31 protein-coding genes are annotated in these 25933 nt (G+C 68.6%); 21 read left to right on the top strand and 10 right to left on the bottom strand.

From position 1 onward, the window contains the following. Nucleotides 1-58 precede the first annotated feature (58 nt). Together ASC46_RS21520 and ASC46_RS07545 are read left to right on the top strand one after the other, a co-directional pair. Nucleotides 59-214: a hypothetical protein gene (locus ASC46_RS21520; protein WP_096335257.1), complete on the top strand. Its 156-nt coding sequence runs from the start codon at nt 59-61 to the stop codon at nt 212-214. A 26-nt stretch (nt 215-240) separates the two neighbouring features. Beyond that, nucleotides 241-480: a DUF1858 domain-containing protein gene (locus ASC46_RS07545; RefSeq protein ID WP_055458963.1), complete on the top strand. Its 240-nt coding sequence runs from the start codon at nt 241-243 to the stop codon at nt 478-480. Nucleotides 481-484: 4 nt separating this feature from the next. Here ASC46_RS07545 and ASC46_RS07540 read toward each other — a convergent pair whose 3' ends face one another. Beyond that, nucleotides 485-1192, bottom strand: coding sequence for a Crp/Fnr family transcriptional regulator (locus ASC46_RS07540; protein ID WP_055458680.1), 708 nt, complete (start codon nt 1190-1192; stop codon nt 485-487). A gap of 208 nt (nt 1193-1400) precedes the next feature. Between ASC46_RS07540 and ASC46_RS07535 the strand changes: the two genes are divergently transcribed. Continuing rightward, the gene (locus tag ASC46_RS07535; protein ID WP_055458679.1) at nt 1401-2582 is read left to right on the top strand and encodes an NnrS family protein; all 1182 of its coding nucleotides are present in this window, start codon (nt 1401-1403) and stop codon (nt 2580-2582) included. Nucleotides 2583-2586: 4 nt separating this feature from the next. On the opposite strand, the gene ASC46_RS07530 is transcribed toward ASC46_RS07535, so the two are convergent. The 4 genes from ASC46_RS07530 to ubiT are packed head-to-tail and all read right to left on the bottom strand — an operon-like array spanning nt 2587 to nt 5428. After that, nucleotides 2587-2928 carry a hypothetical protein gene (locus ASC46_RS07530; protein WP_055458678.1) on the bottom strand — a complete coding sequence of 114 codons (342 nt, stop codon included), beginning with the start codon at nt 2926-2928 and terminating at the stop codon, nt 2587-2589. Nucleotides 2929-2947: 19 nt separating this feature from the next. Then, nucleotides 2948-3838 carry a ubiquinone anaerobic biosynthesis protein UbiV gene (gene ubiV, locus ASC46_RS07525; protein ID WP_055458677.1) on the bottom strand — a complete coding sequence of 297 codons (891 nt, stop codon included), beginning with the start codon at nt 3836-3838 and terminating at the stop codon, nt 2948-2950. A gap of 46 nt (nt 3839-3884) precedes the next feature. Next, the gene (gene ubiU / locus ASC46_RS07520) at nt 3885-4862 is read right to left on the bottom strand and encodes a ubiquinone anaerobic biosynthesis protein UbiU (RefSeq protein WP_055458676.1); all 978 of its coding nucleotides are present in this window, start codon (nt 4860-4862) and stop codon (nt 3885-3887) included. Then, the gene (ubiT, locus tag ASC46_RS07515; RefSeq protein WP_245280501.1) at nt 4853-5428 is read right to left on the bottom strand and encodes a ubiquinone anaerobic biosynthesis accessory factor UbiT; all 576 of its coding nucleotides are present in this window, start codon (nt 5426-5428) and stop codon (nt 4853-4855) included. The genes ubiU and ubiT overlap by 10 nt, the downstream gene beginning before the upstream one ends. Nucleotides 5429-5552: 124 nt before the next feature. Between ubiT and ASC46_RS07510 the strand changes: the two genes are divergently transcribed. The 4 genes from ASC46_RS07510 (at nt 5553) to ASC46_RS07495 (ending at nt 9898) form a co-directional block, all read left to right on the top strand. Beyond that, nucleotides 5553-7079, top strand: a complete 1527-nt coding sequence (locus ASC46_RS07510) for a UbiD family decarboxylase (protein ID WP_055458675.1) — start codon at nt 5553-5555, stop codon at nt 7077-7079. Further along, nucleotides 7076-7669, top strand: a complete 594-nt coding sequence (locus ASC46_RS07505; protein WP_055458674.1) for a UbiX family flavin prenyltransferase — start codon at nt 7076-7078, stop codon at nt 7667-7669. Before ASC46_RS07510 ends, ASC46_RS07505 begins: the two co-directional genes overlap by 4 nt. A gap of 137 nt (nt 7670-7806) precedes the next feature. Beyond that, a complete protein-coding gene (gene nirK / locus ASC46_RS07500) occupies nt 7807-8937 on the top strand; it encodes a copper-containing nitrite reductase (RefSeq protein ID WP_055458673.1) in 1131 nt (376 codons plus the stop codon). Nucleotides 8938-8992: 55 nt separating this feature from the next. After that, nucleotides 8993-9898, top strand: a complete 906-nt coding sequence (locus ASC46_RS07495) for a formylglycine-generating enzyme family protein (RefSeq protein ID WP_055458672.1) — start codon at nt 8993-8995, stop codon at nt 9896-9898. A 6-nt stretch (nt 9899-9904) separates the two neighbouring features. On the opposite strand, the gene ASC46_RS07490 is transcribed toward ASC46_RS07495, so the two are convergent. Beyond that, nucleotides 9905-10603: a Crp/Fnr family transcriptional regulator gene (locus ASC46_RS07490; protein ID WP_055458671.1), complete on the bottom strand. Its 699-nt coding sequence runs from the start codon at nt 10601-10603 to the stop codon at nt 9905-9907. Nucleotides 10604-10792: 189 nt separating this feature from the next. Here ASC46_RS07490 and ASC46_RS07485 point away from each other — a divergent pair, with 189 nt between their 5' ends. Both ASC46_RS07485 and ASC46_RS07480 read left to right on the top strand, forming a co-directional pair. Continuing rightward, on the top strand, nt 10793-11452 hold the full coding sequence (locus tag ASC46_RS07485) for an alternative oxidase (protein WP_055458961.1): 660 nt from the start codon (nt 10793-10795) through the stop codon (nt 11450-11452). 136 nt (nt 11453-11588) lie between these two features. Then, the gene (locus ASC46_RS07480; protein ID WP_055458960.1) at nt 11589-12050 is read left to right on the top strand and encodes a pseudoazurin; all 462 of its coding nucleotides are present in this window, start codon (nt 11589-11591) and stop codon (nt 12048-12050) included. A gap of 133 nt (nt 12051-12183) precedes the next feature. On the opposite strand, the gene ASC46_RS07475 is transcribed toward ASC46_RS07480, so the two are convergent. Next, nucleotides 12184-12537 (bottom strand): ArsC family reductase, encoded by a 354-nt coding sequence (locus tag ASC46_RS07475; protein WP_055458670.1) that lies wholly within the window; start codon nt 12535-12537, stop codon nt 12184-12186. Nucleotides 12538-12613: 76 nt separating this feature from the next. Continuing rightward, nucleotides 12614-13597, bottom strand: a complete 984-nt coding sequence (locus tag ASC46_RS07470; protein WP_055458669.1) for an Lnb N-terminal periplasmic domain-containing protein — start codon at nt 13595-13597, stop codon at nt 12614-12616. 364 nt (nt 13598-13961) lie between these two features. Between ASC46_RS07470 and ASC46_RS07465 the strand changes: the two genes are divergently transcribed. From ASC46_RS07465 to ASC46_RS07450, 4 genes are all read left to right on the top strand, one after another. Further along, nucleotides 13962-14216 (top strand): DUF982 domain-containing protein, encoded by a 255-nt coding sequence (locus ASC46_RS07465; RefSeq protein ID WP_055458668.1) that lies wholly within the window; start codon nt 13962-13964, stop codon nt 14214-14216. Nucleotides 14217-14319: 103 nt separating this feature from the next. Further along, nucleotides 14320-14817: a YciE/YciF ferroxidase family protein gene (locus ASC46_RS07460; RefSeq protein WP_055458667.1), complete on the top strand. Its 498-nt coding sequence runs from the start codon at nt 14320-14322 to the stop codon at nt 14815-14817. Nucleotides 14818-14958: 141 nt separating this feature from the next. After that, the gene (locus ASC46_RS07455) at nt 14959-15147 is read left to right on the top strand and encodes a DUF3008 family protein (protein WP_055458666.1); all 189 of its coding nucleotides are present in this window, start codon (nt 14959-14961) and stop codon (nt 15145-15147) included. Nucleotides 15148-15182: 35 nt separating this feature from the next. Next, nucleotides 15183-15671 carry an MgtC/SapB family protein gene (locus ASC46_RS07450; RefSeq protein ID WP_055458665.1) on the top strand — a complete coding sequence of 163 codons (489 nt, stop codon included), beginning with the start codon at nt 15183-15185 and terminating at the stop codon, nt 15669-15671. Nucleotides 15672-15723: 52 nt separating this feature from the next. Here ASC46_RS07450 and ASC46_RS07445 read toward each other — a convergent pair whose 3' ends face one another. After that, nucleotides 15724-16941, bottom strand: a complete 1218-nt coding sequence (locus ASC46_RS07445; protein ID WP_055458664.1) for an MFS transporter — start codon at nt 16939-16941, stop codon at nt 15724-15726. Between the two features lie 215 nt (nt 16942-17156). Between ASC46_RS07445 and ASC46_RS07440 the strand changes: the two genes are divergently transcribed. Then, nucleotides 17157-17762 carry a TetR/AcrR family transcriptional regulator gene (locus ASC46_RS07440; protein WP_082464768.1) on the top strand — a complete coding sequence of 202 codons (606 nt, stop codon included), beginning with the start codon at nt 17157-17159 and terminating at the stop codon, nt 17760-17762. Between the two features lie 272 nt (nt 17763-18034). After that, nucleotides 18035-18655, top strand: a complete 621-nt coding sequence (locus ASC46_RS07435; protein WP_055458662.1) for a hypothetical protein — start codon at nt 18035-18037, stop codon at nt 18653-18655. A 50-nt stretch (nt 18656-18705) separates the two neighbouring features. Here ASC46_RS07435 and ASC46_RS07430 read toward each other — a convergent pair whose 3' ends face one another. Continuing rightward, nucleotides 18706-20106: an aminotransferase-like domain-containing protein gene (locus ASC46_RS07430; RefSeq protein WP_055458661.1), complete on the bottom strand. Its 1401-nt coding sequence runs from the start codon at nt 20104-20106 to the stop codon at nt 18706-18708. A 108-nt stretch (nt 20107-20214) separates the two neighbouring features. Between ASC46_RS07430 and ASC46_RS07425 the strand changes: the two genes are divergently transcribed. The 6 genes from ASC46_RS07425 to ASC46_RS07400 all read left to right on the top strand — a co-directional run bounded on the left by ASC46_RS07425 (nt 20215) and on the right by ASC46_RS07400 (nt 25924). Then, nucleotides 20215-21075, top strand: a complete 861-nt coding sequence (locus ASC46_RS07425) for a DMT family transporter (protein ID WP_055458660.1) — start codon at nt 20215-20217, stop codon at nt 21073-21075. Between the two features lie 175 nt (nt 21076-21250). Continuing rightward, on the top strand, nt 21251-22006 hold the full coding sequence (locus ASC46_RS07420; RefSeq protein WP_055458659.1) for an ABC transporter ATP-binding protein: 756 nt from the start codon (nt 21251-21253) through the stop codon (nt 22004-22006). Next, complete coding sequence (locus ASC46_RS07415) at nt 21999-22739, top strand: ABC transporter ATP-binding protein (protein WP_055458658.1); 741 nt, start codon at nt 21999-22001, stop codon at nt 22737-22739. The genes ASC46_RS07420 and ASC46_RS07415 overlap by 8 nt, the downstream gene beginning before the upstream one ends. A gap of 48 nt (nt 22740-22787) precedes the next feature. Beyond that, the gene (locus tag ASC46_RS07410) at nt 22788-23990 is read left to right on the top strand and encodes an ABC transporter substrate-binding protein (protein ID WP_055458657.1); all 1203 of its coding nucleotides are present in this window, start codon (nt 22788-22790) and stop codon (nt 23988-23990) included. Nucleotides 23991-24056: 66 nt separating this feature from the next. Then, nucleotides 24057-24944 (top strand): branched-chain amino acid ABC transporter permease, encoded by an 888-nt coding sequence (locus tag ASC46_RS07405; RefSeq protein ID WP_055458656.1) that lies wholly within the window; start codon nt 24057-24059, stop codon nt 24942-24944. After that, nucleotides 24944-25924, top strand: coding sequence for a branched-chain amino acid ABC transporter permease (locus ASC46_RS07400; RefSeq protein WP_055458655.1), 981 nt, complete (start codon nt 24944-24946; stop codon nt 25922-25924). Before ASC46_RS07405 ends, ASC46_RS07400 begins: the two co-directional genes overlap by 1 nt. The last annotated feature ends 9 nt before the right edge of the window (nt 25925-25933 follow it).

The following is a 25933-nucleotide window of genomic DNA, read 5'->3' as shown; positions in this document are numbered from 1 at the left end:
GCCGTGCGCGCCGGGGCATGATGGTGCCGTCGCATCGAGCAAACGGGGTGAACATCGCATGAGCGAGGCGCAGATCGGCCTGACGGTGGCCGCTCCCCTCATCGTCATCTTCGCCCTCGCGCTCCATCGCATGGGCGCCCTGCGCGGCGGCGCGACGCTCGCGGCTGTGGCGGCCTCGGTCGCCATCGCCGTGATGCTCTTCGTAACGCAATGATGCGGCATGCATCCGGGAACGACGCCATGACCATCGAGGCGAGCGACTATGTGGACGAGGTGATGCGCCGCTGGCCGGCGACCATCCGGGCCTTTCTCGAACAGCGCATGCATTGCGTCGGCTGCCCGATCGGCTGCTTCCACACGGTCGAGGAGGCCTGCCGCGAGCATGGCGTCGAGCTGCCGGTCTTCCTCGCCGCACTGCGTGCGCTCGCGGCCGAGCCGTGCAGAGAGAGCTGCGGCTGCGGCTGCGGCTGCGCGTCCTAAGCGTTCAGGCGGAGGCGCCGGGGCTGCTTTCGGCGAGGATGAAGAGCTGGTGCGGCTCGCGCACCACGATGCGCTGGCGTCCGCCCTCGACGAGGCCGCGCTCCTCCCAGGCGCTGAGGATGCGGCTCACCGTGTGCAGGGTCGTGCCGGTCATCTCGGCCACGTCCTGCCGGGTGATGGGAAAGGCGATCTCCACGCCCTTGTCGAGCTTGCGGCCGGCTTGCTGCACGAGGCGCAGGAGGGCATGGGCGACGCGCTGCTCCACCTGACGGGTCGACATCTCGACGACACGGGTGTGTGCTTCCTGCAGGCGGCCGCCGATGGCGTGCATGGCGCGGCTCGCCAGCGCCGGCCAGCGGGCGATCAGTTCGGGCCAGACGGCCGAGGGCCAGACCAGCACGACGCTGTCGATGACGGCTGATGCGGTTGCCGGATAGGTCTTGCAGCCGATGGCGCATGCGACGCCGAAGATCTCGCCCGGCACCACGAAGCGTACGACGACCTGCTGCCCGTCCGGTGTCAGCTTCATGACACGCAGGTGGCCGTGGACGAGGACGAAAAAGGAATGTGCCGCCTCGCCCTGGGCGAAGACCGGGCGCCCCTTGGCGACGCGGATTGCCTTCGCGTCGCGCAGCATGTCCTCATGCTCGGCCCGCGAGAGACCGGCAAAGAGCGGCACGTCCGCAATCACTGATGGGTCGACGCTCGTCATAGCATGCTCCATTCCGGGGCCGCCGCGGAGGAGGCGCGGCTCCGTCATCGTCAGGCTAAAGCGCCCTGGACAGGCAGAGTCTTTGTCATGGATCAAATCGGGCCGGGCGGCTTGGCGGATATCATCGCTGCAACTCGCGGCAGCACCCGGCAGCGTCACGGCCGCCGATCTGCCCCCCGCGCCCTTCCTCCTGACGAACGAGCGAGCGATGAACGCCATCCCGCGCCTGCGCCGCTACACCGGCCCGGCTCTCCTTTCCTACGGCTTCCGGCCCTTCTTCCTCCTCGGGGCGATCTACGCCGGCCTCGCCATCCTCGCCTGGGTGCCGATGTTCCACGGCCAGCTGGAGTTCGCGACCGCCTTCTCCCCGCGCGACTGGCACGTGCACGAGATGCTCTTCGGCTATGTCGCGGCCATCGTCACCGGCTTCCTGCTCACGGCCGTGCCGAACTGGACGGGGCGCTTGCCCATCCAGGGAAAGCCCCTCGCGGTGCTCGTGGCCGCCTGGATCGCCGGGCGCATCGCCGTGACCGGATCGGCGCTATGGGGCGCGTGGCCGGCCGCGATCGTCGACTGCAGCTTCCTCCTCCTCGTCGCGCTCGCTACGGCGCGCGAGATCATCGCCGGCAGCAACTGGCGCAACCTGAAGGTCCTCATCGCGGTCGGCCTCCTCTTCGCCGGCAATGTCGTCTTCCATGTGGAGGCGGCTCTCTTCGGTATCGCGCAGTATGGTGCGCGCATGGGCACGGCGGTGTCGATCGCGCTCATCATGCTCATCGGCGGGCGCATCGTGCCGAGCTTCACACGCAACTGGCTGGCGCGAGAAAATCCGGGCCGCCTGCCCGTCGCCTTCAACCGCTACGACGTCGTGTCTATGATTGCGAGCGTCCTGGCGCTCGCGCTGTGGGTGGCCGTGCCGGAGGGGCCCGTACCGGGCACGCTCCTGGTCCTCGGCAGTCTCCTGCAGGCCGTGCGGCTGGCGCGCTGGGCGGGGGAAAGGACGGCGCGCGACCGGCTCGTGCTCATCCTGCACGTCGCTTATCTGTTCGTGCCGCTCGGCTTCCTCCTCGTCGGCATCGCGGCGCTGACGGGTGTGCCCGCCGAGGCCGGCATCCACGCCTGGACGGGCGGGGCGGTGGGCGCCATGACGCTCGCGGTCATGACGCGCGCCAGCCTCGGCCACACCGGCCGGGCGCTTGTCGCGTCCGCTGCGACGCAGGCCATATATTGCCTTGTAGTCCTCGCCACTCTGGCCCGCATCGGCGCGGCTTATTTGCCGGCTTTCTATACGCCGCTGATCCATACGGCGGGGCTTTCATGGGCGCTCGCCTTCCTCGGCTTCGGGCTCGTCTACTGGCCCGTGCTGACGCGTCCGCGCCTCGGCGGCTGAGGCCTTACGCTTCGATGCGGCGCAATGCGGCGGCGCCTCCCGCGGCGGAGGCGGCAATCTCGTCGAAGAGCAGCGCCATCTCGGCGAAGACCGAGCGGTCGCTCTCGCCCTCGGTAATCTGGTCGAGCTCCGAGAGGAGATGAAGGATGGCGCCGATGCGGTCCTTGCAGTCGCGCGCCTCGGCCAGCCGTCGGCGGGCGAGGCGCCGCACCTCGAGGCGGGCAAAGCGGTCGATGGCGCCGTTCAGCGTCTCGCGGCATGTGCAGTCGATGTCGAGCCGGGTGAGGATGGCCGAGAGTCGGCTCAGCAGTACCTCGGTCTCGTCGCGGCGCTTCGCCTCGGCCATTGGTCCGTCTCCCTCAGCCCTATGCCCCCACGCGCCGCACGCCCGGCTCAGCATGCACGAAGCCATTGGCGAAGACCGCGCCGGGATAGACCTCGGCGAGCGCGGCCTCGGCCTCACGCGCTTCGCGCCGGCCGTCGATGACCTCGCGGAACAGTCGGGCGATGGCGACCATGTCGCAGCACTGGGGCGACAGGCGAAGCGCGCCGATGCCGGCCGAGCGCAGCAGGTCGATGTCGCCGACGAGATTCGTCACCGTTTGCGACAGCGTCTGCACGCCGTTGACGGTGAGGAAGGGCTCGTTGTCGAGCGTCTCCACGGCGAGGCCGTCCGGATCCTTCTCGCAGACGAAGCGGCAGTTGTCCTTGGTCAGCTTGTGGAGGCGGGCGTGATAGCAGCGCGCCGAGATGGCGAGTGGCACGCGCCCGAAGGCGAAGACCTCCACCATCACCTCCGGCACCCCGGCCGCGATGGCGGCGACGGAGGCCGCCGGCAGTTCGGGCGGCAGGCACATGCGCCGTGCCCCGCGTGACGCGAAGAAGGCGGCGGTCGCCTCGTTGTAGATGTTCACGAAGGGCCCGATGGCGTGGGGCCGGCCGGCGAGATGGCGCAGCACGGAGACGTCGTTGGCCTCGACCGTCAGGTCCTCGCTCTTCGCCAATTCCTCCATCTGCCGCCGCTCGCGCTCGAGGGCGACGAGCGCCAAGGAGCCGAAGATCACCTCTTTGCCCGCCGCGGTCAGCCGCTCGGCCACGGTCGGCAGGTGGCGCGCAAAGAAAGGCATGCGCTTCGAGCAGACCACCTCGCCGACGACGACGGTCTCGACCGGAGCCTCGTCCGCGATGCGGAAATAGAAGTCGCGCCAGTCGTCCGCCTGCCAGTTGAAGAGCACGGGCCCGAGCGTCAGTTCCATGAAGTCCTCGCTGCGAAAGCGCGGCGCCGATCCAGCGCCGCCTGGTCTAGCGCCAAGTCTTGCGATAGGCGCCGACGGTCGTCGTCTGGCCCTCGGTCATGGTCGTGAGGCCGGCTCCGGTGATCGGCCGGCCAGCCTCGAGGGCGGCAAGTGCGGCACGGAAGGAGGCGACAACGCTCGCGATATAGGCGCGGCCGCGCTGGCGACCTTCGATCTTGAGCGCCGTGACGCCGGCCTTCTTCAGGCCCGGCAGCATTTCCACCGCGTCGAGGCTCACCGGCTCCTCGAAGATGTAGCCCGCGCCGATCCCGGTGCGGAAGCGGCCCTTGCACAGGGTGGGGTAGGCGGCCGGCTCGCCCTTGGCGAACTTGTTGATGGTGAAGTCGCCGAGGCGCGAGACGAGCGTATTGCCGTCGTCCCGGTAACTCACGTGGCTCGCCGGCGAGCAGACGCCGTGCATGTTGGGCGACTGGCCCGTGGCATGCGAGGAGAGCGAGCAGCGCCCCTCGGCCATCACGCAAAGACCGCCGAAGACGAAGACTTCTGTCTCGCAGGCTGTCGCACGGGTAATGGCGGCGATTTCGGGCACGCTCAACACGCGCGGCAGTACCACCCGCTTCACGCCGAAGGCCTCGACATAGAAGGCGATGGCATCGGGGTTCGCCGCTGCGGCCTGCACCGAGACGTGCAGGCGCTGCGCCGGGTGGCGCGCGGCGGCATAGGCGATGAGACCGACATCGGCGAGGATCAGCGCATCGGCCCCCGCCGCCACGGCGTCGTCGACCGCGCCTTGCCAGAGGCCGAGCTGGCCGGCACGGGGAAAGGTGTTGATGGCGACGAGCACCTTGGCGCCCCGCGCATGGGCATAGGCGATGCCCTCGGCCATCTCGGCGCGGGAGAAGTTGAGGCCGGGGAAGTTGCGGGCGTTGGTCTCGTCGCGAAAGCCGCAATAGACGGCGTCCGCGCCGGCATCGACGGCGGCGCGCAGGGCGGCCGGCGTTCCCGCCGGGCAGATCAGTTCCATGGCATGGCTCCGGGGTCGGTGACGGGGCGCGGCAGTAGGCTGCGCAGCAGCCGCTCGGCGGGCGCGGCGAGGGGGCCGAGGCTGCCGCAGCCCTCGCGCACAAGATCGATCTGCGCATCGTCGACCGCGTTGCGCAGGGCGACGACCGCTTCCATGTCGCCTTCGACGACGAGGTCGCGCGAAAAGAAGAGCGCATCCCCGTCATAGCCACCGTCGACCAGCCCGATGAGGGCCGCGATCGAGCCGCGGATGGTGACGTCTAGGCGGGCCGGCAGCGCCCGCACCGCCGTGATGCGCGGGCGGCGCGGCAGGGTCTCGAGCAGGAAGGCGAGCGGCAGGTCCGTCGGCGCGAGGCCGAAGCGCTTGCCCGCGTGCGGGCCGAGCCGCTCGAAGATGCCGGGATGATTGGCAAGGACCGCCCTGAGCGTCGCCGCGAGGATGGGCTGCAGCGGCAGGAGCGGCAAGGGCCGCAGCGCGAGCTGCACGACGAGCGGCACCCGGCCGGGCGTGTCGGCGGCGGCTTCCTCGTGCCCGGCGGCACGCCGGGCAGGTTGTTCCGATGGCATGTCGGTCTCCTCCAGCCGCCCTATACACCCGGGCGCCGCGCCCCTTCTTGCGCCAGGACAAAGACGGCGGGGCGCCGGGGCTGTGCTGTCCGCGGATCCGCAACGCTTGCCCGAAGGACAGCCCTTGACGCTGCGCCGACAGCCCCCCTTCCGCGACCTGCGCGCCTTCCTCGCCCATCTCGATGGGCGCGGCGAGCTCAGACGTATCGCCGAGCCCGTCTCCATCTGCCACGACATGACCGAGATCCATCGCCGCGTGCTCGAGGCCGGCGGGCCGGCCCTCTTCTTCGAGCGGCCGGTGCGGGCCGACGGCGCGGTGTCGGACATCCCCGTGCTCGTCAATCTCTTCGGCACCGTCGAGCGCGTTGCCCTCGGCTTCGGGCGGCGCAACGACGGTTCGCCCGGAAATGGCCTTGCCGGCCTCGGCGAGATGCTGGCGGAGCTGCGCGAGCCGCGCCCGCCGCGTGGCCTCGGCGAGGCTATGGGCAAGCTGCCGCTCGCCCGCGCCGTGATGGCCATGCGCCCGCGGCGTGTCGCGAGCGCTCCCGTCCAGGAGCGGGTGCTGACCGGCGAGGCGATCGACCTCGGCCTCCTGCCGGTGCAGACCCACTGGCCGGGGGAGCCGGCGCCGCTCATTACCTGGCCGCTCGTCATCACGCGTCCGCCGGAGGATGCCGGGGAGGACACGGTCAATGTCGGGGTCTACCGCATGCAGGTCATCGGCCGCGACCGGGCCATCATGCGCTGGCTGGCCCACCGCGGCGGGGCCAAGCACCACCACCAGTGGCGCTCCCGCGGGCGCGACATGCCCGTCGCCGTGGTCATCGGAGCCGATCCCGCCTTCATCCTGTCCGCCGTCCTGCCGCTGCCCGAGACGGTGTCGGAGGTGGGCTTTGCGGGCCTTATCGCCGGCGAGCGGCCACGGCTTACGCCTTGCGTCAGCATCCCGTTGATGGTGCCGGCTGAAGCCGAGATCGTGATCGAGGGCTTCGTCTCGGCCGAGGAGACGGCGCCCGAGGGGCCCTACGGCGACCACACCGGCTATTACAATTCGGTCGAGGACTTCCCGGTGCTCAATGTCACCGCCGTCACCATGCGACGCGCGCCGATCTACCTGTCCACCTATACCGGCCGGCCGCCGGACGAGCCCTCGCGCATCGGCGAGGCGCTCAACGAGATTTTCCTGCCGCTGGTGCGCCGCCAGTTCCCCGAGATCGTCGACCTGTGGCTGCCGCCCGAGGCCTGCTCCTACCGCATCGCGGTCGCGGCGATCGCCAAGCGCTATCCCGGCCAGGCGCGCCGGCTCATGCTGGGGTTGTGGTCCATGCTGCCGCAGTTCACCTATACGAAGATGCTCATCGTCGTCGATGAGGACATCGACGTGCGCGACTGGGCGGCGGTGATGTGGGCGGTCTCGACCCGCTCCGACCCCTCGCGCGATCTCGTGCAGCTCGCGGACACGCCCATCGACTATCTCGACTTCGCCTCGCCGAAGCCGGGCCTCGGCGGCAAGCTCGGCATCGACGCCACCGGCAAGATCGGGCCGGAGACGGCGCGCGAATGGGGCCGCGTCATCCGGCAGGACCCGACGGTCGCGGCGCGTGTCGACGCGCTCTGGCGGCGTCTCGGCATCGAGGAGGGAGGCGCATGAACGGGCGCACGCGCATCGTCGTCGGCATCTCGGGCGCTTCGGGCGCGGCGCTCGGCCTGCGCGCCGTCGAACTGCTGGCCGGGCTCGGCGGCATCGAGGTGCACAGCGTCGTTACCCGCTCCGGCGAGCGCACGCTCGCCCACGAGGTCGGACCCCACGCCCTCGGACGCATCGAGCGCCTGTCCATCCGTCATCCGTGCGAGGACATCGGCGCGTCGATCGCCAGCGGCTCGTTCCGCACCGCCGGCATGGTGGTGGCGCCCTGCTCCATCCGCACCCTGGGCGCGCTCGCCGGGTGCATCCTCGACAACCTCCTGGTGCGCGCCGCCGACGTGCACCTGAAGGAGCGGCGCCGGCTCGTGCTCCTTGTGCGCGAGAGCCCGCTGCACATCGGCCATATCCGGGCCATGGCAGCGGTGAGCGAGGCTGGCGCCGTCGTCGCCCCGCCGGTGCCCGCCTTCTACATGAAGCCGCAGACGGTTTCCGACGTCGTCGACGCAACGGCGCGGCGGGCCGTCTCGCTCCTCGGCCTGCCGGGCGGCGGGGTGGAATGGACGGGCGAGAACCCGCCTCCAGCGGCGGCGGTCTGAGCTCCCCGCCGGGCTCTTTGTGCCAGCACAAACATCCGGATCGCGGGCCCCGGGGAAGTTGCGAATACGCAAATTCCGGCGGGGCCTGCATGCGAGGCTTGCCTCATCGAACAAGGCAACACGCAACGGAGAAAACCATGTTCACCCGGCGCAATATCCTGGCATGTGTGGCGATGTCGGCCATCGCCGTCGCGGTGCCGGCCATGGCGGACGACCTGTCCAACATGCCGCGCCAGAAGGTGGAGCTGGTCGCTCCGCCCTTCGTCCACCCGCACGAGCAGGTGGCCAAGGACGGGCCCAAGGTCGTCCAGTTCACGATGAAGGTCGAGGAGAAGGAACTCGTCATCGACAACGAGGGCACCAAGCTGCAGGCGATGACCTTCAACGGCTCGGTGCCGGGTCCGATGATGGTGGTGCACGAGGGTGACTACGTCGAGCTGACGCTGATCAACCCCGAAACCAACACCATGCCGCACAACATCGACTTCCATTCCGCGACCGGCGCGCTCGGTGGCGGCGGGCTGACCCTCATCCATCCCGGCGAGCAGGTGGTGCTGCGCTGGAAGGCAACCCGCCCCGGCGTCTTCGTCTACCACTGCGCACCCGAGGGTATGGTGCCCTGGCATGTGGTGTCTGGCATGAGCGGCACGGTGATGGTGCTGCCGCGCGATGGTCTCAAGGACGAGAAGGGCAATTCGCTGACCTACGACCGGGTCTATTACGTCGGCGAGAACGACTTCTACGTGCCGCGGGACGAGAACGGCAAGTTCAAGACCTACGAGACCGTCGGCGACTCCTATGCTGACACCATCGAGGTGATGCGCAAGCTCACCCCCACGCACGTGGTCTTCAACGGCGCCGTCGGTGCCCTGACTGGCGAGAAGGCGCTCAGGGCCAAGGTAGGCGAGAAGGTGCTCATCGTGCACTCGCAGGCCAATCGCGACACCCGTCCCCACCTCATCGGCGGCCACGGCGACTATGTCTGGGAGACCGGCAAGTTCGCCAACCCGCCCGAGAAGGACCTCGAGACATGGTTCATTCGGGGCGGCTCGGCCGGGGCTGCGCTCTACAAGTTCCTGCAGCCCGGCGTCTATGCCTACGTGAACCACAATCTCATCGAGGCCTTCGAACTCGGTGCGACCGCGCACTTCAAGGTCGACGGCACCTGGGACGACGACCTCATGAAGCAGGTACGTCCGCCGGAGCCGATCGGCGCGGGCGATAAGCTCGGCGCCGTCGATGGGGCGGCAGCTCCCGCGGTTCACTGACCCCTGCGGGCCGTCCTCCATTGGGGATGGCCCGCCCTTTCCGGATCATTCCGCCATGCGCTGCGTTCTTCGCACCCTTCTTCTCGGCACCGCTCTTGCCCTCGTCGGCCTCGCTGTCCGGGCCGATGCGGCGGAAACGGAACTGGCCATGCCCGACGTCGTGCACATCGCGCCGGGGCGCTTCGACTATCGCGTGCCCGGGGAGTTCATGCGCGGCAAGCGGCCGGTCAACGGCCCGCGTATCGAGATGCCTGTCGAGCAGCCCGTGATGATCATGAAGCGGCAGGTGAGCGCCGCCGAGTACGGGCGCTGCGTTGCAGACGGCGCCTGCCGTCCGGCTCCCGGCGGGGCGGTCGGGCGCGACGACCTGCCGGTCGTCGGCGTCACCTGGCACGACGCCAGCGATTATGCCGCCTGGCTGTCGGAAAAGACCGGCCGCAACTGGCGCCTGCCGAGCGACGAGGAATGGTCCTATGCTGCCGGTTCGCGCCTCGTGGACGATGCCGTGAGCGACGATCCGGGCGGCGACGTCGCCAATCGCTGGCTCGCCCGCTACGACGAGGAATCGCGCCGCGAGATCGTGGCCGAGGCTGAGCCCCAACCCTTCGGCAGCTTCGGCGCGAACGAGCACGGCGTGCTCGACATCGGCGGCAATGTCTGGGACTGGACGAGCACCTGCTTTGCCCGCTACCGGCTCGACGAGGAGGGTGCGCTCGCCGGCAAGCCCACCGTCAACTGCGGCGTGCGGACGGTGGCCGGCGCCCATCGCGGCTATGTGTCGGACTTCATCGGCGACGCCAAGGCGGGGGGCTGCTCCGTCGGCCGTCCGCCGGCCAATCTCGGCATCCGTCTGGTGCTCGACGAGCAGAGCGCCTGGCGGCGCGTGGCGGCGCGCCTGCGCCGCCTTGTCGACAAGGAGGACGCGAGCCGTGCGCTGGTCCTCGCGTCGGAGCGGTGGTGAGCGGGTTCAGCCCGCTGCATCCGCCAGCATGGCGAGTTCATGGGGCCGGCGCACGACGACGCGCCGGCGACCGCTGTCGACGAGGCCGCGGCCTTCCCAGGCGCTCAGGGTGCGGCTCACGGTGTGCAGCGTCGTCCCCGTCATCTCGGCGAGATCCTGGCGCGAGAGCGGGAAGGCGATCTCGATGCCACGTGCGGTGCGCCGGCCGGCCTCCCGGGCTAGGCGCAGGATGGTGTGGGCGATGCGGCGCTCGACATTCTGCGTCGACATCTCGCGCAGGCGCTGTTGCATCTCGCGATAGCGTGCCGCGATGACGGACACGGCATTCATCGCCACCTCCGGGTGACGTGCCATGATCTCGCGGATGACGGCGCGGGAGATGCCGATGACCTCGCTGTCCGCCACGGCGGTCGCCGTGCTTGGATGAAGATCGTCGCCGGCAAGGACGGCTAGGCCGGCGAGCTCGGCCGGGCCGACATAACGGATGATGACCTGCTGGCCGTCGGCGGTCGTCTGTGTCACCCGGAGGCGGCCCTCCGCGACGACATAGAAGGTCTCCGCCCGATCGCCCTGGTGGAAGACGGGGTCCTGCGTCGCGAGCCGGCGGCGGGTGGCGCTGCGGCGCAGTGCCCGCAGCGAATCCGGGGACAGGCCGCGGAACAGGTCGGTCCGGCACAGGATGTCTTGTTCCGCAGTACCGTGCATGTCCCTAAGCGCCTCGCGCCGCCCCGACGCCGGCGGCGGCCGGGCGCATCCAGCCACCACCGCGCCGGCAGCGCTTTGATCCGCCGCAAAGATTCGCCGCGCTTGACATCTATCCTGCCAGTGGCGCAGGTGCCGCGCGGCCTTCCGCCGCGCCGCCGCGACCGGGTCGCAGAACGAGGCAGGCTGAGCATGCTGATGATCGACAAGGGCGATTTTGCCCGCCACCATACGCCGGCGAGCGTGGCCGATCGCATCGCGGCCGGCATCGTCCGCCTCATGGAAGGGGCAGCCTCGCTCTTCTTCGGCCGCCGCTACGGCGACGGCGCGGTCGTGCTGGAGACGGTCGCCGCCGTGCCGGCCATGGTGGCGGCGACGCTTCTTCACCTCAAATGCCTGCGGCGCATGATCGACGATCGCGGCTGGGTGCGGGCCTTCATGGACGAGGCGGAGAGCCAGCGTGCCCACCTCATGGCCTTCGTCGCACTGCAGCAGCCCGGACCGGGCGAGCGACTGTTCATTGCCGTGGCCCAGATGCTCTTCTACAACGCCTTCTTCCTGCTGCACCTCGTTTCGCCGCGCACCGGCCATCGCCTGACCGGCTATCTCGCCGAGGCGGCGGTGCGCGACTATTCACGGCGGATCGGGCGCCTCGAAGCCGGGCAGGAGGAGAACGTGCCGGCCCCCGCCTTTGCCGTGGGCTACTGGAACCTGCCGCACGACGCGCGCCTGTCCGACATGCTCGTCGCCATGCGCGAGGACGAGGCGATCCACCGCGACATCAACCACGCCTTCGCCGATGCGCTTGCGGCCGGGCGCCCGCTGCCCGAGCGCGAGGGCTGGCAGGTCTGACGGAACCTTCCGGTTTGATACGGCGCAAAGTGTGCACCGCATCAAGTGCTTAGACTGACGGTCGTGAATGGAGATCGCGAGACTGCGGCTCCCCGCCGCGCCCGCCGGGGCGGGCTAAACGATTGAGGACGATATGATGAACCGCTGCAAGACCCGCATGCTTCTGACCTTCGGCGCCCTGATGCTGGCGCTGCCGGCCGTGGCGGCCGAACATGAGGTGAAGATGCTCAACAAGGGTTCGGATAATCAGGCCATGGTGTTCGAGCCGGCCTTCCTGAAGATCGCGCCGGGCGATACCGTGAAGTTCGTGCCGACGGACAAGAGCCACAACGCCGAGACCATCCCAGGCATGATCCCGGAGGGCGTGGAGCCGTTCAAGGGCAAGCTCTCGCAGGAGGTCGTCGTCACCTTCGACAAGCCGGGCCTCTATGGCTACAAGTGTCTGCCGCATGTCGGCATGGGCATGGTCGGGCTGATCCAGGTCGGTGACGAGGTGCCGAACCTTGATGCCGCCAAGGCAGTCAAGCTGCCGGGGCTCGGCGGCAAGCGCATGACCGTGCTGTTCGACAAGCTCAACACCTCGACTGCTGCCAAGTGACGCCACTGGGCGGTGCGGACAAACAGGGCGACCATCGGTCGCCCTGCCGGGTAGTCCGGCGCGCTGCCGGCCGTGGATGTGGTTGGCGGCCACCGGTGGAGGCGCCGGCGGAGGGCGCCCCGGCCCGGCCGGCCTATGCGAGCGCGGATTCGTAGCCGGCCGGGCTGAAGCCCACTACGATCCTGCCGTCGATGTCCAGTACCGGCCGCTTGATCAATGACGGATTGGCCAGCATCAGGCCGACGGCCTTCGCCTCGTCCAGCCCTTCCTTGTCGGCGCCGGGCAGCTTGCGGAATGTGGTGCCGGCGCGGTTGAGGAGCTTCTCCCAGCCGGCCTGCCGGACCCAGTCCGTGAGCCGCTCGCGATCGATGCCGGCACTCCTGTAGTCGTGGAAGGCGTGGGCGACGTCCCGGGCCTCGAGCCAGGCGCGCGCCTTCTTCATCGTGTCGCAGTTCTTGATGCCGTAGATCGTGATTTCGCGCGCCATTCCGGCCTCTCTCGAGCGTTCGTGCGGCAGCTATAGCATCGATCGCCCGGACCGCGAGGGGGGCGGACGGCGCCGTTCACGGCTGACGGATGTCCTGCGAGAAGGAGGACGTCAGTCCCGCCGCGAGGGCCCTGGGGCTGATGCGCGCCTCCGCGCGCAGTTCCGCCATCGGCCGGCTGCTGTCGAGGGCACCCATGTCATAGGCATATTCGGGCAGGTAACCGTTGACGATGAGCCGCCAGTCGGCCGGCAGCACGTCGCCCAGGGCGCGCGCCATGCGCACCACGGTCGTCGTGCAGTTGCTGGTCAGGGAATTGTAGAAGGTCGGTCGCGTGGCGAGCGCATTGGCGTCGGCAACATATTGCAGCAGGAGCGCCCGGATCATCTCCTGCGGGATGTCGAGGCGGTAGCGCTGCACGTCCTCGCCGCGGATGTTAGTGCGCACGCCGATGACGTCGCGCTCCTCGGCGGCGACGAGCACGAGGGTGTTGCTCTTGAAGAGATCGGCGATGGGCGAGAAGCCGCCGCCCCTGCGCCGGCGCACCTCGACCGACCAGGCGAGGTACCGGCCGTCGGCAAAGCCGAAGCTCAGGATCATGTGCGCCATGCTCGGCCCGGCCCAGTAGGACATGAACATGTCGAGCGTGCGCAACTGGTCGAGGTCATAGCGCCGCGTCTCCCAAGCGGGCGTGAAGTCGTCTTCGCCGCGCCAGTCGAAATTGCGCACGCCCGTCAGGCTCAGCACCGAGCCGTCGACGGCTCCCGTGACCTGGCGGGCGACGTCCGGCGACCAGTCCGCATCCGCGGGCGGCACGATGCTCGTCCACCAGACGAAGACGCCGGCGACGGCGAGCGCGAAGAGGCTCGCGGCGGCGGCGCGCCGTCGCACGAGGGCGACGATCGTCGCAAGGCCGAGGAGGCCGAAAGCGCCGGCGGCGAGGAGCCGCGCCTCCTCGGGCAGAGACAGGCGGTACCACAGGGCGAGCGCCGCCCAGACGGAGACCAGGAGGACGGCTGCGCCGATGGCGACGCGTGCGAGAATTCCGGTGAGGCGAGCCAAAAGCCGCTCCCGCATGGTGGAGGCCTGGCCTTAGTAGCCGCCCGCGCGCGCGGTTCAAAGCCTGCTGATCGCGCGTGTCGCCTGCCTGCAGGTGCACGATGGGCCAGCATGCCGGCCGGCACGGCCACGACGGTAGTCCCGTCCCGGTGCACAAGACCGCCCAGCCGGGCCAAGCCGATCAGGCCGGTGCGCATCGACCGGAGCGGTCGCTGGGCGATTCCAGCAAACTGGCATTCATCTTGCATCAGTTCGCGGGCCTTCAGGCTTGGCCGGACGGGAACAAACCTCACGCGTATGCGTTTCGATGGGCCGCGTCGACCGATGCGGTTCGGACCCCTGGGCCTCAAGAAGAAGGAGAAGAGACGTGGGCCATCGTCCGTTTCGCGTTCCCGTCAAGCTGCGCGCTGGTGAAACCGGCATCTTCGTGGCCTGCAGTGCCTGGGAAGCCCTCGAGTTCCTCGAGCGCGACTGGCCGGGCGAGCGCGACAACGCCTACCTGCGCGCCTGCGCCGCCTGCCGGGACGCCGTCGATGGTTTCCGTGCGCCGGAAGGTGCTCGCCGCGCGGTGGAGAATGCCGCGCGGGCTGCCGGCCTGCTCGCGGAAATGGCCGAGCCATAGGTGCCGGCGCGCGCCGCGGCCTTTCACCGGGCGCGGAACAAACCGTCTGCGATGCGGTTCGGCCCGCATCCGCCGTTCGGCGGCCGATGGAAGGAGCAGACCCATGAAGAACAAGACGCTGGACGATCTTTTCTATGAAGGCCTCAGGGACATCTACTATGTCGAGCGGCAGCTCTTAAAGGCCTTGCCGAAGCTCGCGCGCGGGGCCAGCGCCGAGGAGCTCAAGGCGGCGTTCCAGCAGCATCGCGAAGAAACCGAGGGCCATGTCGCGCGCCTGCAGCAGGTGTTCGAGATCTGCGGCAAGACGGCACGTGGCAAGACCTGCCCTGCGATCGACGGTATCATCGAGGAAGGAGAGGAGGTGCTCTCCGAGTACAAGGACACGCCCGCTCTCGACGCCGGCCTGATCGCCGCGGCCCAGGCCGCCGAGCATTACGAGATCACGCGTTACGGCACGCTCCGGCGCTGGGCCCAGGAACTCGGCATGAACGATGCGGCGAAGCTCCTCGACGAGACGCTGAAGGAAGAAGCGCAGACCGACGAGATGCTCACGAAGCTCGCCGAGAAGGACGCGAACAGCAGGGCCCAGCGGGCTGCCTGACGGCTTCTCTGCACCGGCCCGACAAAGGGCGGCTTCAGCCGCCCTTTGTCACGGCTTCTCACCTGCGCCGGCCGGAACCGGCGGTATGCCCTGCGGGTTGGAGCAGCGGGGCTCAGTGAGCGGCCACGAAAGGAGATCGTCATGCCGGCGAAATCGAAAGCCCAGCAGAAGGCCGCGGGCGCGGCGCTCGCCGCCAAGCGCGGCGAGAAGAAGAAGAGCGAGCTCAAGGGCGCTGCGAAGAGCATGGTCGAGTCCATGTCGGAGCGCGAGCTGCGCGAGATGGCGTCCACCTCCCGCAGGGGCAAGCCCGAGCACGCCTCAAAGTCCTGACGGCCGGGGACAAGCGAACGGGAACGGAGGGCGACTTGGAGCAGGCGCTCGCTGACATCCTGGCCGATATTCTGCCGCGCACAGCGGTGCCATATCACGTTATCCTCGCGCGCATTTGCGGGGCGCTTCTGTGCGTCACCGTCATCGGCATCGAGCGCGAGATGCGTGGCCGGCCGGCGGGGCTGCGCACGCATCTTCTTGTCGGCCTTGCCGCCGCAGTCTTCGGACTGCTCGCTGGCGAGGTCGTTCGCGCGCCGATCTATGACATCGACCAGGTGAGATCCGACCCCCTGCGCGTGGTGGAGGCCGTGACGGCCGGCGTCGCCTTCCTCGCCGCCGGGCTGATCGTCTTCGCCAAGGGCGAGGTGCATGGGCTGACGACCGGCGCGGGCGTATGGCTCGCAGCGGCCATCGGCCTGTCGGTCGGCCTCGGCTTCTGGATCATCGCCATCTTCGCGACCCTCGTCGGCACTGTCGTGCTGCATCTCCTCTACCAGGTCGAGCGGCACCTGGGGTGGAAGTGACCGGCCACACCGGCCCGGCACCAGGATGCCGGGCTGGTGCAGCGTCGGGCTCTCAGTGCGGAACGGCGGCCGCGACCCTGCGCTCGCGCCCGAGCATCGCGATCACAGGCGCCCCGAGCATCATGACGATGCCGCCCGCCACCATGGTGCTGACGAGGCCGAGACCGTCGACGGTCAGGCCCCCGACGGTGGCACCGAGGGCGATCGCAACCTGGATCAGCGACACGAGCAGGGCGGCGCCGGTCTCCAGCGCCTCGGAGGCGGCGCGGAACATGAAGGTCTGGGTCGCAATGGGCAATGCGCCGAAGGCCAGCCCCCAGACGACGATGATGGCGATGGCGGCCATGGGGATCGCGCCGAAGGCGGCAAGTGCCAGCGCCGAGGCGCCGAGGACGAGGGCCGTGGCGGCGACGGCGGTGCGCGCATCCTTCCCGGCCACCCAGCTGCCCGCGACATTGCCGAAGAAGCCGGCTGTGCCATAGGCGAGCAGCAGGCCCGTGACCATGCCCGAGCCGAGCCCTGTGATCTGGACGAGATAAGGCGCGATGTAGGTATAGGCGAAGAACTGGCCGCCGAACATGAAGAAAGCGGCCAGAAGCCCGATGCGCGCCTTCGGCACGTGGAGCAGCGCCGGCAGGTCGCGCCAGCGGATGGCGCGCTGGGGCGGCAGCGCCGGCAGTAGCAGCGCCTGCGCGACGAGCACCGCGACCCCGATCCCCGCCGCGGCCGCGAAGGCCGCGCGCCAGCCCAGGACATCACCGATGAAGGTCCCTGCCGGCACGCCCGCGACCGTGCCGAGCGAAATCCCGGCGAAGATGATGGCGGTGCCGCGCGTGCCTGTGGGCTCGGGCATGACCCGCGGGCCGATGGCGACGCCGATGCACCAGAAGCCGCCGACGCCGATGCCGAGCAGCAGCCGGCCGAGGAGAACGAGGGGGTAGGAGGTGGACAGCGCGACGATCAGGTTGGAGGCAACGAGGAGGCCGACGAGGACCATGAGGACGTTGCGTCGGTCGAGCCGTCCGGCGCCCACCGTTACCGTGGGAGCGGCAAGGGCGCCGAGCACGCCCGCCATGGTGACCATGAGGCCGGCCTGGCCCTCGCTGATGCCGATATCGGCGGCCATGGCCGGCAACAGGCCAACGGGCAGGAACTCGGCGGTCACGAGCGCGAAGGCGGCGGTGCCAACCGAGCCGGCGGCGAGCCAGTGGCGTACGGTTGGCGCAAGGACTGAATCGAGGCAAGCGGTTCCCGTTGGGGCAGTGGACATGAATCCAGCTCCGGAATGAAAGGGGACTTTGATGGAAGGCGCGAGGGGCGCCGGCTGCAGCGGTGCGGGACCTCTTCGATGCTGCGGCCACTTGCGCCTTGCCGCGCCGGTGCCGCATATTAATTAATGGAGCGATTGCTCCACAATGCACACACAGTTAGGCAGCCGAACAGGGTCCGTCAAGAATTTATAGAACGATGGTTCCAGAAAATGACGTGACAGCGGAGAAGCGCCCGCGCGGGCGTCCGCGCTGCTTCGACCGGGAGGCGGCGCTGGATGCGGCCATGGTCCTGTTCTGGGACCGGGGCTACGAGGCGACCTCGATGGACGACCTCGCCGGGGCGATGTGTCTCAGCCCCTCCAGCCTCTACGCCTGTTTCGGCAACAAGGAGAAGCTCTACGAGGCCGCGCTGGACCGCTACCTCGAGGGGCCCGGCAGCTATACCGCGCGCATCCTCGCCGAGGATATCCCGGTGCGCACGGCCTTCGAGCGGCTTTTCGAGGCTGCAGCGCATGAATTGACCCGCGAAGGTCAGCCGGCCGGCTGCATGGTCGCGACGGCGGCGACGCACTGCTCTCCCGCTGCGACCTCCGTTCGCACGGCCCTCGCCGAGATGCGGGCCAGTCACGTCGATCAGTTTGAGGCGCGGATCCGCAAGGGCATCGCGGCCGGCGAACTGCCGGCCAACACTGATGCGGCGGCGCTCGCCCGTTTCCTTGAAACGGTGCTGCAGGGCCTGACGGTTCAGGCCCGCGACGGGGTCTCGCGTGCAGAGCTGCAGATGGTCGGACGCCTGGCGATGCGCAGCTGGCCGGCCTGAGCGGGCCTTTTTGCCGCGCGGACGGTCCCGTTCCAGGCTATTCGGACGGCCCACAGATCAACCACGCCGGTTGTCCAGTTATCGAGCGGCGGTCATTCCTTGCGCGCGTGGATCGTAGATCGGCCATGTGTGACGCATCTCCGGCGATCTTGCTGCGAAAACACAATTTCTATCCTTCGATGTCGATCTCGCCACTCATATGGGCTCTTCTGAGCAAGGCAATATTCGTCCCGTGATCGTGGCGCGGGAGGTGCTTCATTGGGAGATATATTATGAGTATAGCCGTCAATCTCACCCTGCGCAGCTTCGGAGGCGATGCTGTCCTCACGGGCAACTGGTCCAGCGCGACTCGGGCCGCGGCCCAGCCGGGCGCCGGTTCCGTGCGCGGTGGGCAGGCCATGGGCCGACCGGCGCAGTTTTCCATCAACGGGGATTTCACGCCCCGGTCCGGCGCGCAGGCCCGGATATCGGTTGCCGGCGACTTCAGGCCCAGCTCCGGCGGCCTGTTCGGATGGTTCAAGGGCCTGGCCAAGGGCGTTCTCGGCCTCGCCGGCAACATCCTCGGTAAGCTGCCGCTCGTCGGCATTCCCTTCGGTGTCCTCAACGGCCTGGCCATGGGCAGCCTGGAGCAGGCGGTGCGGTCGATCCCGATCATCGGCAATGTCTATGACGCGGCGAAGGGGCTTTTCTCCGGCCAGTTCGGGACGGCGCTGAGATCCCTGTCGGGCCTGGTGCCCTTCGTCGGTCCCGCTCTTCAACTCGTCGACGGTCTGCGCCACGGCAGTATCACGGACCTGATCGACGGTGCCGCCGGCCTCGCCCTCGATTTCGCTACCATGGGCCAGGGCCATTTTCTCAAGGGCCGGGCGACGGCGACCTTCGCCCGCGTCTGATCGCGGGCACCGGCAGAGCGGGGTGGGGCAGCGTGATGCCGACCCCCGCTTCACGTCGCCATCGCTTCGGCGAGAACGGTGTAGATGCGCGGGTCCGTGGACTGGGCAACGTTGAAGCGCAGGAAGGCCGCCGCGCTGCGCGAGGCGCTGAAGGCATCGCCGGGCGCCAGCACCACGCCCCGGCCGAGCGCATGACGCGCGACTGCGGCGGCATCGCGCCCCTCGGGCAGCCGGCACCACAGGAACATGCCGGCGCGCGGCTCCACCCACGGCGCGATGCCGAGCGCGCCGAGCCGCGCCAGCGTGCGCTGGCGTGCGCGGGTAAGGCGCGTCCGCACGCTCTCCATATGTCGGCGGTAGCCCCCGTCGGCGAGAATGGCGAAGGCGATGTGGCTGGCAAGATGCGCGCCGCCGAAGCTCGTGGCCGTCTTCAGATCGCTCAGCGGCTCTATCCAGTCCGGCCGCATCGCGATGAAGCCGCATCGCGCCGAGGCCGAGAGCGTCTTGGCGAAGCTGCCGACCTCGATGACGCGTTCGAGCCCGTCGAGCGCGGCGAGCCGCGGGGCCGGCTCCTCCTCGAAATCCGCGAAGATGTCGTCCTCGACGATGGTGAGGTCGTGCGCCTCGGCGAGGCGCAGCAGGCGATGCGCGACGGCCGGCGAGGCGACGGCGCCCGTCGGGTTGTGCAGGCCGGCATTGGTGACGTAGAGCCGGGGCCGCTCGGCCGCGAGGATGGCGGCGAACCGTTCCACGTCCGGCCCTGCCGGTGTCATGGGCACGCCGACGACCTTCGCCCTGTGGGCCCGCAGGAGTGCGAGGAAGTTGAAGTAGCAGGGATCGTCGACCAGCACCGTATCGCCGGGGCTGAGGAGGAAGCGGCAGAGAAGATCGAGCGCGTGGGTGCCCGATTCGGTCAGGATGATCTGGTCGGGTGAAGCGGCGATGCCGCGCTCCGCCATGCGCCGGGCGATGAGCTGGCGGAGCGCGGGCAGGCCGAGCGGCGTGCCATAGTCGGCGAGGGCCGCATCCGCCCCCGAGCGGGCGAGCGTGCGCAGCGCGCGTCGCAGCGCCTCCTGCGGCATCCAGTCGGACGGGAGCCAGCCGCAGCCGGGCTTCAGCACGCCCTGGTCCGTCTCGAGGGCCTGCCGCGACACCCAGAGCGGATCGATGGCGCGCTCCAGCCGGGGAGCGAGTGCGCTCAGGGTCAGCGGTGCCGACGGACCGCAAACGTAGAAACCGGAGCCGCGGCGCGCCCGGATGGCGCCGGCGGCGACGAGACGCTCGTAGGCTTCGACCACCGTCGACGGTGACACCTGCATCGCGGCGGCGAGCTTGCGGATGGAGGGCAGTCGCGCGCCGGGCGCCAGCGAGCGCTCCGCGATGCGGGCGCGGATGGCGGCTGCGACCTGCGCAACGCGGCTGCCGGCCTCCTGGGGCAATGGGGCGTTCATTGCAACTGTATTGCTCCATGAACCAGAACAGTAATCGCAGATTGTACTGAGCTGTCTCTGGCGCCGCCAGCACCACCGCGCGATACCACGGCATCGGGAGCGGATGCGATGGACAGGTCGGTGAGCGGCTGGATCAACGGTTTCCTCGGCGTGCTGATCTTCAGCGGGTCGCTGCCGGCGACGCGCGTGGCGGTGGCGGGATTCGACCCCATCTTCCTCACGCTGGCGCGGGCGGTGATCGCCGGCCTGTGCGGCGGCGCGCTCCTCGTCCTCTTCCGGCAGAGGATGCCGCGGCGCGAGGACCTGCGCCCGCTCGTCGTCGTGGCCCTCGGCGTGGTCGTCGGCTTTCCGCTCCTGACGGCGCTGGCGCTCCGCCACGTCACGGCCGCCCATTCCATCGTCTTCGTCGGGCTCCTGCCGCTCATGACGGCGATCTTCGCCACGCTGCGCGGCGGCGAGCGGCCGCGCCCCATCTTCTGGCTGTTCTCCTGCCTCGGCAGCGCGCTCGTCGCCGGCTTTGCCGCCTCCCGCGGCTTCTCCGCCTCGCTGACCGGCGACCTCCTGATGCTCGGCGCCATCGTCGCCTGCGGCCTCGGCTATGCGGAGGGGGCGGTGCTGTCGCGCCGCCTCGGTGGCTGGCAGGTCATCTCCTGGGCGCTCGTGCTTGCCCTGCCGGTGATGGTGCTGCTCGCCTTCCTCACCATGCCCGCCTCCTTCGCCGGCACCTCGCAGGAGGCCTGGCTGGGTCTTGCCTATGTGTCGTTGTTCAGCATGCTCATCGGCTTCGTCTTCTGGTATCGCGGCCTTGCCCAGGGCGGCATCGCGGCCGTCGGCCAGCTGCAGCTGCTGCAGCCCTTCTTCGGCCTCACCATCGCCGCGGCGCTGCTCGGCGAGAGTGTCGATACGGCGATGATGGCCGTCACCGCCGGCGTCGTCCTGTGCGTCGCCGGGGCGAAGCGCTTCGCGTGACGGAGGGAATCGGCCGGATTCGGCGCCAACCGGCTGCCCCGGCGGGTCTGCGGCGGTCCATTCCCAATCATGCGCATCCTTTCGGCGCAAAAGCCGGTTGATTTTGAAGCGCGAGGCGGTGCACAGTCCAAGCACAAGGCTCAAAATAAAAAAGCCCAGAGGACAGAACGGCATCGTGACCGCCGATATCATTCTATCGACGAGGGATCTGACGATTGAATTCAAGGGGTTCGTAGCGGTCGACGGGGTCAGTCTGGACATCCGCCGGGGCACGATCCATGCGCTCATCGGTCCCAATGGGGCCGGCAAGACGACCTGTTTCAATCTTCTGACCAAATTCCTCACTCCGACGAAGGGGACGATTACCTTCAAGGGGAACGACATCACCGCGCTCAGGCCGGCGACCGTCGCCCGGCTTGGCCTGGTGCGCTCCTTCCAGATCTCCGCCGTCTTTCCGCATCTGACGGCGCTCGAGAACGTGCGCGTCGCCCTGCAGCGCAAGCGCGGCGGTTCGTTCGACTTCTGGCGTTCAGAGCGCGTTCTGCGCGCGCTGAACGACGAGGCGCTCAATTTGCTCGACGCGGTTGGGCTCACCGATTTCGCGGCGCTGCCGGCGGTCGAATTGTCCTACGGCCGCAAGCGCGCTCTGGAGATCGCGACGACGCTGGCGCTCGATCCCGAGATGCTCCTGCTCGACGAGCCGATGGCGGGCATGGGGCACGAGGACGTCGAGCGCATCGCCGCGCTGATCCGGCGCGTCTCGGCCAACCGCACGATCCTGATGGTGGAGCACAACCTGTCGGTCGTCGCCTCGCTGTCGGACCACATCACGGTGCTGGCCCGCGGCAAGGTGCTGGCGGAGGGCAACTACGCCACCGTCTCCAGCAATCCCGCCGTGATCGAGGCCTATATAGGAGCCGGTCATGCCTGAGGCGGCACGCGACATCGCGACGAAGGCGGCGACGGCGCCGCTCCTTTCCGTGCGCGGCCTCAACGCCTGGTATGGTGAGGGCCACGTGCTGCACGGCATCGATTTCGACGTGGCGCCGGGCGAGGTGGTGACGCTGCTCGGACGCAACGGCGCCGGCAAGACGACCACGCTGAAGTCGATCATCGGCATCATGAGGAAACGCACCGGCTCCGTCGTCTTCGACGGGGTTGAGACCGTGCGCATGCCGTCGCGCACCATCGCGCGGCTCGGCATCGGCTATTGCCCGGAGGAACGCGGCATCTTCTCCTCGCTGTCGGTGGAGGAAAACCTGCTCCTGCCGCCGCAGGTGCGGCCCGGCGGCCTCTCCGTGGAGCAGATCTTCGAATTGTTCCCCAATCTGAGGGAGCGGCTCGCGAGCCAGGGCACCAAGCTCTCGGGAGGGGAGCAGCAGATGCTCGCCATCGGCCGCATCCTGCGCACGGGGGCGCGGCTCCTTTTGCTCGACGAGCCGACGGAGGGGCTTGCGCCCGTCATCGTCGACGACATCGGGCGCACCATTGCGCGGCTCAAGAGCGAGGGCTTCACCATCGTCCTCGTGGAGCAGAACTTCCGGTTCGCCTCCCGTGTGGCGGACCGGCACTACGTCGTCGAGCAGGGGCGGGTGGTCGATATGATCCCCAACGCGGAACTCGACGCCAATATCGACAAGCTGCACGCCTATCTGGGCGTCTAGCGCCTGCGGCTTGGCCGCAGTGGGGAAGAGACGAGGAGGAACAAGTCCATGAAGACCGGACGCATGTTGCTGGCCACGGCGCTCGTCGCCCTGTTCGCCGGCGGGGCTGAGGCCCAGGTTTCGGTGAAGCTCGGCGTGCTCAACGACCGCTCGGGCACCTATGCCGACCTTTCCGGAGAGGGCTCGGTGATCGCCGCGCGCATGGCGGTAGAGGATTTCAAGGCCAAGGACAAAGGCATCAACGTCGAGATCGTCTCGGCCGATCACCAGAACAAGCCCGACATCGGCTCCAATATCGCGCGCCAGTGGTACGACCAGGATGGCGTCGACGTGATCCTCGACGTGCCAACCTCGTCGGTCGCGCTTGCCATCAACCAGATCACGCGCGAGAAGAACAAGATCTTCATCAACTCCGGTGCGGCGGCGTCCGACCTTACCGGCAAGCAATGCTCGCCCAACACGGTGCACTGGACCTATGACACATGGGCGCTCGCCAACGGTACCGGCAGCGCCATGGTCAAAGCCGGCGGCGACACCTGGTTTTTCCTGACGGCGGACTATGCCTTCGGCCATGCGCTCGAGCGCGACACCATCGCCGTCGTCGAGAAGTCGGGCGGCAAGGTGCTCGGCACCGTGCGCCATCCCTTCCCGGGCAGCGACTTCTCGTCGTTCCTGCTGCAGGCCCAGTCGTCCGGCGCCAAGGTGATTGGTCTTGCCAATGCTGGCGGCGACACGATCAACTCGATCAAGCAGGCGGCAGAGTTCGGCATCACCCAGGCGGGGCAGAACCTGGCCGGGCTGCTGGTCTTCATCACCGACGTCAATGCTCTCGGCCTGCAGACGGCGCAGGGCCTGGTGCTGACCGAGTCCTTCTATTGGGACCTCAACGACGAGACGCGCGCCTTTGCCAAGCGCTTCGCCGAGAAGAGCGGAGGCAAGATGCCCACCATGGTCCAGGCTGGTGTGTATGCAGGCACGCTGCACTATCTCAAGGCCGTCGAGGCGCTGAAGGACAAGGACAGCGCCAAGGTGATGGCGAAGATGAAGGAGATGCCGACCGACGATCCGCTCTTCGGCAAGGGCCAAGTGCGGGCCGACGGCCGCAAGATCCACGACATGTATCTCTTCGAGGTGAAGAAGCCCGAGGAATCGAAGGGACCGTGGGACTATTACAAGCTCGTCGCCACCATTCCCGCGGCCGAGGCCTTCCGGCCGCTCGATCAGGGTGAATGCCCCCTGGTCAAGGGCTGACCTGAAGCGCCGGGGCGGCCGTGCCGCCCCGGCCTCCCTGCCGCGCGTGTACGGGCCGGTCGAGAGATGTTCGAACTTCTGGGAATTCCGCCTCAGGCGCTTTTCGGCCAGCTGCTGCTCGGCCTCATCAACGGCTCGTTCTATGCGATCCTGAGCCTCGGGCTCGCGATCATCTTCGGGCTCCTCAACATCATCAACTTTACCCACGGGGCCCAGTACATGATGGGCGCCTTCGTGGCGTGGATGCTGCTCAACTACGCGGGCATCGGCTACTGGTGGGCGCTTCTCCTTGCGCCGGTGATCGTCGGCGCCATGGGCATCGTCATCGATCGGCTGTTCCTGGCGCGCCTGCGCGATCTCGACCATCTCTACGGCCTGCTGCTGACCTTCGGCCTCGCTCTCATCATCCAGGGACTGTTCCGCAATCAATACGGCGTCTCGGGTCTGCCCTACAGCATACCGCCGGAACTCGCCGGAGGCCGCAACCTCGGCTTCATGTTCCTTCCCAACTATCGTGGCTGGGTGGTGGTCGCCTCGCTCGCGGTATGCCTCGCCACCTGGTTCGTCATCGAGAAGACGCGGCTCGGCGCCTATCTGCGTGCCGCGACCGAGAACCCGACGCTGGTGCAGGCCTTCGGCATCAACGTGCCGCGGCTCATCACGCTGACCTACGGCTTCGGTGTCGGTCTCGCCGCGCTCGCGGGCGTCCTTGCGGCGCCGATCTATTCGGTCAACCCCAACATGGGAGCCGACCTCATCATCGTCGTCTTCGCCGTCGTGGTCATCGGCGGCATGGGCTCGATCCTCGGCTCCATCGTCACCGGCTTCGGACTCGGCCTCATCGAGGGGCTGACCAAGGTGTTCTATCCGGAGGCTGCTGCCACCGTGATATTCGTCGTCATGGTCGTGGTGCTGCTTGTCAAGCCGGCCGGACTGTTCGGGAGGACCGCGTGATGGCGAGCGTCAGCGAAAGAATGGCAGCGGCGCCGAGCGCGCGGGCGGCGGTGGACGCCGCTCATCTGCATCGGGCCATCTTCGTCGGCATTGCGATCTTCCTCGCGGTGGCGCCGTTCCTGCTCTATCCGGTCTTCCTCATGAAGGTGCTGTGCTTCGCGCTCTTCGCCTGCGCCTTCAACCTGCTGCTCGGCTACGGCGGCCTCCTGTCGTTCGGTCATGCGGCCTATCTCGGCACGGCGAGCTACATCTGCGCCCACACGGCCAAGGTCTGGGGCATGCCGCCCGAAGTCGCTATCCTCCTCGGCACGGCGGCCGCGGCCGCGCTGGGCTTCGTCTTCGGCTCGCTCGCCATTCGCCGGCAGGGCATCTATTTCGCCATGATCACGCTGGCGCTCGCTCAGATGGTCTTCTTCTTCTCGCTGCAGGCTCCCTTTACGGGCGGTGAGGACGGCATCCAGGCCGTGCCGCGCGGGCACCTGTTCGGCCTCATCGACCTGTCGCGCGACACGAGTCTCTACTATGTCGTCGCGGTGATCTTCCTCGTTGGGGTGCTCTTCATCTACCGCGTCATCCACTCGCCCTTCGGCCAGGTGCTGAAGGCCATTCGCGACAACGAGCCGCGTGCCATCTCGCTCGGCTACGCCACCAACCGCTACAAGCTCGTCGTCTTCACGCTGTCGGCGACGCTGGCGGGCCTCGCGGGGGCGACGAAGGCCATCGTCTTCCAGCTCGCCTCACTGACGGACGTGCACTGGACCATGTCGGGCGAGGTGGTGCTGATGACGCTCGTCGGCGGCATGGGCACGGTCTTCGGTCCCATGGTCGGGGCGGCCGTCATCGTGACGATGCAGAACTACCTTGCCCATCTCGGTGCATGGGTCACGGTCATTCAGGGCGTCATCTTCGTCATCTGCGTGATGCTGTTCCGCGAGGGCATCATCGGTGTCCTCGCCAGAAGGCTGAAGCGGCCGCTGTAGGGCGGGGTG

Source organism: Chelatococcus sambhunathii (assembly GCF_001418005.1).
GTDB lineage: Bacteria > Pseudomonadota > Alphaproteobacteria > Rhizobiales > Beijerinckiaceae > Chelatococcus_A > Chelatococcus_A sambhunathii.
Note: the sequence above shows the minus strand (reverse complement) of the source record. Positions and strands in the feature narration are given on the sequence as shown.